The sequence below is a fragment of the Ornithinibacter sp. genome (assembly GCF_035443565.1).
Classification (GTDB): Bacteria; Actinomycetota; Actinomycetes; order Actinomycetales; family Dermatophilaceae; genus Fodinibacter.
Map to the genome: position 1 here is coordinate 1 of NZ_DAORSO010000109.1, position 6,401 is coordinate 6,401.

The 6,401-nt window shown below is 70.9% G+C and carries 6 protein-coding genes; 3 read left to right on the top strand and 3 right to left on the bottom strand.

Annotated elements, in window-relative coordinates; genetic code table 11:
* On the top strand, positions 1-1,821 hold a 1,821-nt coding region (locus PLL68_RS10805), incomplete at its 5' end, for a DEAD/DEAH box helicase (RefSeq protein ID WP_324533960.1).
* Between the two features lie 49 nt (positions 1,822-1,870).
* Here the strand turns inward: PLL68_RS10805 and PLL68_RS10810 are convergent.
* Positions 1,871-2,647, bottom strand: a complete 777-nt coding sequence (locus tag PLL68_RS10810; RefSeq protein ID WP_324533962.1) for a TetR/AcrR family transcriptional regulator — start codon at positions 2,645-2,647, stop codon at positions 1,871-1,873.
* A gap of 71 nt (positions 2,648-2,718) precedes the next feature.
* Between PLL68_RS10810 and PLL68_RS10815 the strand changes: the two genes are divergently transcribed.
* Positions 2,719-3,333 carry a DUF5701 family protein gene (locus PLL68_RS10815; protein ID WP_324533964.1) on the top strand — a complete coding sequence of 205 codons (615 nt, stop codon included), beginning with the start codon at positions 2,719-2,721 and terminating at the stop codon, positions 3,331-3,333.
* A gap of 137 nt (positions 3,334-3,470) precedes the next feature.
* Positions 3,471-4,259, top strand: a complete 789-nt coding sequence (locus PLL68_RS10820) for a GNAT family N-acetyltransferase (RefSeq protein WP_324533966.1) — start codon at positions 3,471-3,473, stop codon at positions 4,257-4,259.
* Between the two features lie 65 nt (positions 4,260-4,324).
* On the opposite strand, the gene fumC is transcribed toward PLL68_RS10820, so the two are convergent.
* Entirely contained in the window at positions 4,325-5,722 is a 1,398-nt protein-coding gene (gene fumC, locus PLL68_RS10825) for a class II fumarate hydratase (protein ID WP_324533968.1), read from the bottom strand.
* 108 nt (positions 5,723-5,830) lie between these two features.
* Complete coding sequence (locus PLL68_RS10830; RefSeq protein ID WP_324533970.1) at positions 5,831-6,367, bottom strand: Rv0909 family putative TA system antitoxin; 537 nt, start codon at positions 6,365-6,367, stop codon at positions 5,831-5,833.
* Positions 6,368-6,401 lie beyond the last annotated feature (34 nt).

A 6,401-nucleotide genomic window follows, 5' to 3' on the forward strand; every position in this document is an offset into this window, starting at 1 on the left:
CAGTACAGCGAGGCCGTCGACGCCCCCTTGATCCAGGTGTCGACCTCGGACACCGCCGACGGGGGGTCGACCGACTGGTTCGACCTCGGCATCTCGGTGACCGTGGCGGGTGAGGAGGTCCCGCTGGCACCGCTCATCGAGGCCCTGGCCCGCGGGCACGAGCACCTCATCCTCGACAGTGGCACGTGGTTCTCGCTCGATCGTCCCGAGCTCGAGACACTGCGCCTGCTGGTCGAGGAGGCCCGCTCACTGCAGGACAAGCCCACCGACCCTCTGCGGCTGTCGGTCGTGCACGCCGGGCTGTGGGAGGAGTTCGCGGCGCTCGGCGTCGTCGAGCAGCAGAGCACCCGGTGGTCGCAGGCCGTCGGCGCCCTGCTCGACCTCGACAGCGTCGAGCCGGCCGAGGTCCCCGACGGGCTGGATGCCACGCTGCGGCCCTACCAGGTGGAGGGGTTCCGGTGGCTCTCGCTGCTGTGGGACACCGGCCTGGGCGGAGTGCTCGCCGACGACATGGGCCTGGGCAAGACGGTGCAGATGCTCGCCATGGTGGTGCGCGCCCACGAGCGGGGTGAGCTCGACGACCCGGTGCTCGTCGTGGCTCCCACCTCGGTGCTGTCGACGTGGCAGAGCGAGGCGGCCCGGTTCGCACCGGGTCTGCGCACGGTGGTCATCGACCGCACCCGGGCCAAGGCCAAGCAGGGCCTGGACGACACGGTCGACGGTGCCCATGTCGTCATCACGTCGTATGCCGTGGCACGCATCGACGAGGAGGTCTTCCGTTCGCGGCCCTGGGCCGCGGTGGTGCTCGACGAGGCCCAGTTCGTCAAGAACCACCAGGCCAAGACCTACCAGGCGGTGCGCCGGCTGAGCGCGCGGGCCAAGTTCGCCATCACCGGAACGCCCCTCGAGAACTCGTTGATGGACCTGTGGTCGCTGTTGTCCATCGTGGCCCCCGGGCTGCACCCGCGCCCGGCCGTGTTCAAGGACCAGTGGGCCAAGCCGATCGAGAACGCCGGGGACGCCGAGCGCCTCGCGGCCCTGCGCCGGCGCATCCGACCGCTCATGCTGCGCCGCACCAAGGAGGCCGTCGCCACCGAGCTGCCGCCGAAGATGGAGCAGGTGCTCACCGTCGACCTGCACCCGCGGCACCGGGCCGTCTACGACCGGCACCTGCAGCGCGAGCGCCAGCGCCTCCTCGGGCTCATCGATGACCTCAACGGCAACCGCATCGCCATCCTGCGGGCCCTCACCGTGCTGCGGCAGATGTCTCTCGATCCCTCCCTCGTCGACGAGTCGTATGCCGGCCTGGCCGCCTCGGCGAAGGTCGACGCCCTGGTCGAGCAGCTCACCGAGCTCTCGCAGGAGGGCCACCGCGCGCTGGTGTTCTCGCAGTTCACCGGATTCCTGTCGATCGTCAGGGCCCGGTTGGAGGCCGAGGGCATCGCCTACGAGTACCTCGACGGCTCGACCCGCAACCGGGCCGAGCGGATCGCCGCGTTCCGCGAGGGCACGGCGCCGGTGTTCCTCATCTCCCTGAAGGCGGGCGGGTTCGGGCTGACCCTCACCGAGGCCGACTACGTCTTCGTGCTCGACCCCTGGTGGAACCCGGCCGCCGAGGCCCAGGCGATCGACCGCACCCACCGCATCGGCCAGACCCGACCGGTCAACGTCTACCGGATGGTCTCGCGCGACACGATCGAGGAGAAGGTCGTGGCCCTGCAGGAGCGCAAGCGCGACCTGTTCGCCCGGGTCGTCGACGAGGGCGGTGCCCTGTCGGCCTCACTGACCGCAGACGACCTGCGCGAGCTCCTCGCCCGCTGAGGGGCCGGCGGCTCTCGCCGCCGGGCGAACTGATCACACGACATCGGGGTCAGGACCCCGATTTCGTGCGGCCCGCCGGTGACCGCGAGGTGAGTCGCGCGCTCAGTGACTCGATCAACGCCTCGACCGTGAAGTGCCACGTGGCCTCGGGGTCACCGGCATTCGCGACGCTCTGCCCCACCCTGCTCGACACGGGAAGCTCCTCCCCCGCCATGGCACCGGCCAGTCGCGGGCCGTGCAGCGCCCACCACTGGTCGTCGGAGAGGTGCGTCCGCCTGCGGGCCGCGGCCAGCCCGTTCTGCCACTGCACCGCGTTCGTCACGGCGGCCCGCACAGCCGAGACAGTGAGGTCCATCTCGAGGTCGGTGAGGCCGATGCCGTCCAGTGGTCGCAGCTCGGCCTCGTAGGTGCGGCAGACACCGGGGCCGAGGATCGGCCGACCCTGCGGTGCCTCGACGAGCCACGGGTGTGCGAGCAGGTGGTCCCACGAACGCTGCGCGATGTAGCGCACCGCGTCCGGCCACGGGGTGACGTCGCCCGGCGCCGGGTGACCCTCGTAGGTCCGGCCCACCACGGCATCCAGCATCAGCTCGACGAGCTCGGCCTTGCCCGGGACGTAGCCGTACAGCGTCATGGCACCGATGCCGACCCAGTCGGCGACCGCTCGCATCGTCACCGCGTCGAGGCCGTCGGCGTCGGCGATGGTCAGCGCTGCCTCGACGATCCCGGCAACGGTCGCACCGCTGCGCCCGACCACGGTCGAGGGGTTCCACATGAGGTCGATGAGCCGACCCGGGTCGGTGGCGCGGGGGGATGCAGCGGGCACGGGAACATCCTCACAGTGGACGGCGTTGGCGTATCGTACGGCTAACCGTACAACGTACGACAAGGAGCGGCATGACGGCATCCGAACACCTACAGGGCCTGCTCGACCTCGGACTGGCGGACCTCACCGGGGTCAGAGCTGCCACCCTGGCCCGCCACGCCAGCGCACTCCCCCACGAGCCGAGCACCACCTTGGCGATCCACCCCTCCCTGGCGAGCCCGCGCCAGCTCGCGCCCCTGCTCAGCCGCGCGGGCAAGGAGGGCTTCGTCGTCGAGGACCTGACCGACCTCGAGCAGTTCAGAGACATCGACGGCTTGCAGGTCCCGGACGCCCCGCTCTACCTGGTGCACGACATCGACCGGGGAGACGACCTGCGCAACTGGAGCCCGAACGAGGCCCTTCCGGAGATCACCGCCCGCGGCCGCACCCCGCTGACGCTCAACGAGGGCATCAGCTGGCTCCTTCAGGAACCCGAGCACCTCGAGCCGGGCAGCTGCTTCATGACCATCGGCACCCGCAAGCGCACGCCGAAGGGCCTGGACACCCGCACCCCGGCCCTGTGGATCAGTGGCGGCACCGGGCGCGACGGCAAGGAGCGTAAGGGAGCCCCGAAGGTGGGCTGGTGCTGGGCGGGGAACCGCCACACCTGGCTGGGCTTCGCGTCTGCCACGGGCCGCAGCACCTGACGACCGGGCCGCAGGCACTCCTCCCGAATGTGGGTGAAAACCGTCGGCTGGACGACGATTTTCACCCACATTCGTCGCAGAGCTGGGCTTCGCCTTCGCCTCAGCCAGCGGCCGCCGACCTCGGCTACCGTCGCGCCATGAGCAGCTTCCCCCCGGGGTGGGCCACCGACCTGGCCATCCTCGAGCTCAGCGGTTCGACGATCGAGCAGCACGCCGACCACCTCGTCGTCCGCTCGCCCCACAACCCCGGCTACCACTGGGGCAACTGCGTCTTCGTCACCGACCCGGATGCCGTGGACGATGCCGACCGCTGGGTGGCGGTCTTCACCAGCGCCTTCCCCGAGGCCGGCTGGGTGGCGATCGGGCTCACGCGCATGCCGGATGCCGTGGACGCCTGGACGTCGCGCGGCTTGGCCCTCGAGCGCGACGACGTCCTCGCCGCCACCACCCTGCCCCGGCAGACCCCTTGTCCCGAGGGCTACTCGGTGCGCCCTCTCGCCGAGCCCGACTGGCAGGCCAGCCTGGCGCGCGCGATCGCCGAGAACACCCGGACACGGGAACACGACGACGACGGGTTCGCGCAGTTCGCGCAGCGTCGCACCCAGTCCCGGCGAGCTCTGGTCGAGCAGGGGCACGCGCAATGGTTCGGCGCCTTCGACGACGACGGAACCCTCGTGGCCGACCTCGGCATCGTGCTCTGCGACAGCACAGCCCGCTACCAGGACGTCGGCACGGACGCGGCGCACCGCGGGCGAGGGCTGGCGACCCACCTGCTCGGGGTCGCAGCGCAGTGGGCGGCCGGACGGGGATGCACCCAGTGGGTGATCGTCACCGAGGAGACGAACGCGGCAGGCCGGGTGTACCGCGGCGTGGGGTTCGCCCCCGACAGCGGCAGCATCTCGGCCTACCGGCATCCGACCCACTGACCCGACCGCAGCCACGGGGTGCGTGTGAAAACCGGCGGCATGTGGACGGTTCTCACACACAACCACTAGCCGGGCCGCGTCATGGCCTCCGGGTCGACCCAGCGGTCGTAGTCCTCGGCAGTGACCGCACCCGACGCCAACGCGGCATCCCGCAGCGTCGAGCCGTCACGGTGCGCCTGCTTGGCGATGGCCGCCGCGGTGTCGTAGCCGACGTGTGGCGCGAGTGCCGTGACGAGCATGAGGTCGGCCTCGAGATGGGCCGCGATCCGGTGACGGTCGGCCGAGAGCCCCACGACGCAGTGCGTCGTGAACGAGCGGCATGCGTCGGCCAGCAGCCGAATCGACTCCAGCACCGCGTGCGCCATGACGGGGGTGAACACGTTGAGCTGGAAGTTGCCCTGCGTGCCGGCGAACCCCACTGTCGCATCGTTGCCGAAGACCCGGGTGACCACCATCGTCATCGCCTCGGACTGGGTCGGGTTGACCTTGCCCGGCATGATCGACGAACCGGGCTCGTTCTCGGGGATCACGAGTTCACCGATACCCGTCCTCGGCCCGGACGCCAGCCACCGCACGTCGTTCGCGAGCTTCATCAGCGCCCCGGCGAGGGTGCGCAGCGACGACGACACGGCGACGAGTCCGTCGTGCGACGCGAGCTGCACGAAGAGGTTCTCGGCCTGGTGGACGGGCTGCCCGGTCAGCTCGCTGAGGTGTCGGGCGACGAGCGGACCGAACTCCGCCGGGGCATTCAGCCCGGTGCCCACCGCGGTCCCGCCGATGGCGAGGGCGAGAACCCGCTCCCCGGCATACCTCACGTCGCCCTGCGCGTCGCGCACCTGTGCCGCCCACGCGCCGATCTCCTGGCGCAGGGTCACCGGTGTGGCGTCCTGGAGGTGGGTGCGCCCCACCTTGACGACGTCGCCCAGCTCGTCGGCCTTCGCGTCGAGGGCCGCGCACAACTCGTCGACCGCCGGGTGCAGACGCTCGATGAGCTCGAGCACCACGGCGACGTGCACCGCGGTCGGGAAGGTGTCGTTGCTCGACTGGCTGCGGTTGACGTCGTCGTTGGGGTGCACGGGCGTCTTCGACCCCAGGTCACCGCCCAGGATCTCGATGGCCCGGTTGGCGATGACCTCGTTGGCGTTCATGTTGCTCTGGGTTCCCGACCCCGTCTGGAACACGACGAGCGGGAAGTGGTCGTCGAGGTCTCCGCGGGCCACCTCGTCGGCGGCCTGCACCACGGCCTCGGCGACGTCGGCGCCGAGCAGGCCCAGCTCGGCGTTGGCCAGCGCAGCGCACTTCTTGAGCAGCCCCAGCCCCCGCACCACCGGTCGCCCCCACACGAAGGTGTCACGCCCGATGTCGAAGTGTTCGAGGCTGCGTTGCGTCTGTGCACCCCAGTAGCGGTCAGCGGGCACCTGAACGGGCCCCATGGTGTCGCGCTCGGTGCGGGTCTCCGTCATCACCCCACGGTATGCCTCGCGAGCCGCGTTTCCCCCTGCCCGGGACTCATTGCGCTCCACCCACCCCGATCGGGGTGGGTGGAGCGCAATGAGTCGGTGGAGCTGTGGTCAGCGAGGGTCGGCCGGGCCCTCGGAGGTCGGGTCGTCGCGAACCACGTCGTCCTGGATCACGCTGTCCTGGATACCGCTGTCCTGCGGGGCGGCGTCGGTGACGTCGCTCCACACGGCGGCAGGCGAGGCGTCGGATGCCGCCGGCCCGCCATCGGCGGTGACGTCGCCGTCCGCGGTGGCCGCGGCATCCGTGGTGCCAGGGGCGCTCGTGGCCCCGGACGTGCTCGGCATGCCGGTGCCCTCACGCTGCTCGGCGACCCAGTCGACACCGGTGAGCACACCCGCACGGACCTTGGCGAACGAGGCCGTGTACTTGCCGTCGGTCTTCTCGTCGACCTTGGCACCGGCCTTGTCGAGGGTGGCCTCCACGCGCTCACGGTTCTCGGCGGCGTAGTCGCCGGCGCGGGTCGCAGCCACGCGGAGGAACTGGTCGGCCTGGTCGGCGAAGGTCGTGAGCTTCTTGTCGAGCTCCATCTCCTTGGCCTTGGCCTCGAGGTCGCGCAACACGGTGCGCAGTTGGTCGGTGGTGGTCATGGGGGTCCCCTTTCGTGCGGGATCGGCCGGGCGT

Bases quoted from the DNA above. Each gene is read 5' to 3' on its own strand.
- PLL68_RS10830 (WP_324533970.1), bottom strand. From the start codon at position 6,367: ATGACCACCACCGACCAACTGCGCACCGTGTTGCGCGACCTCGAGGCC.
- PLL68_RS10820 (WP_324533966.1), top strand. From the start codon at position 3,471: ATGAGCAGCTTCCCCCCGGGGTGGGCCACCGACCTGGCCATCCTCGAG.
- fumC (WP_324533968.1), bottom strand. From the start codon at position 5,722: ATGACGGAGACCCGCACCGAGCGCGACACCATGGGGCCCGTTCAGGTG.
- PLL68_RS10815 (WP_324533964.1), top strand. From the start codon at position 2,719: ATGACGGCATCCGAACACCTACAGGGCCTGCTCGACCTCGGACTGGCG.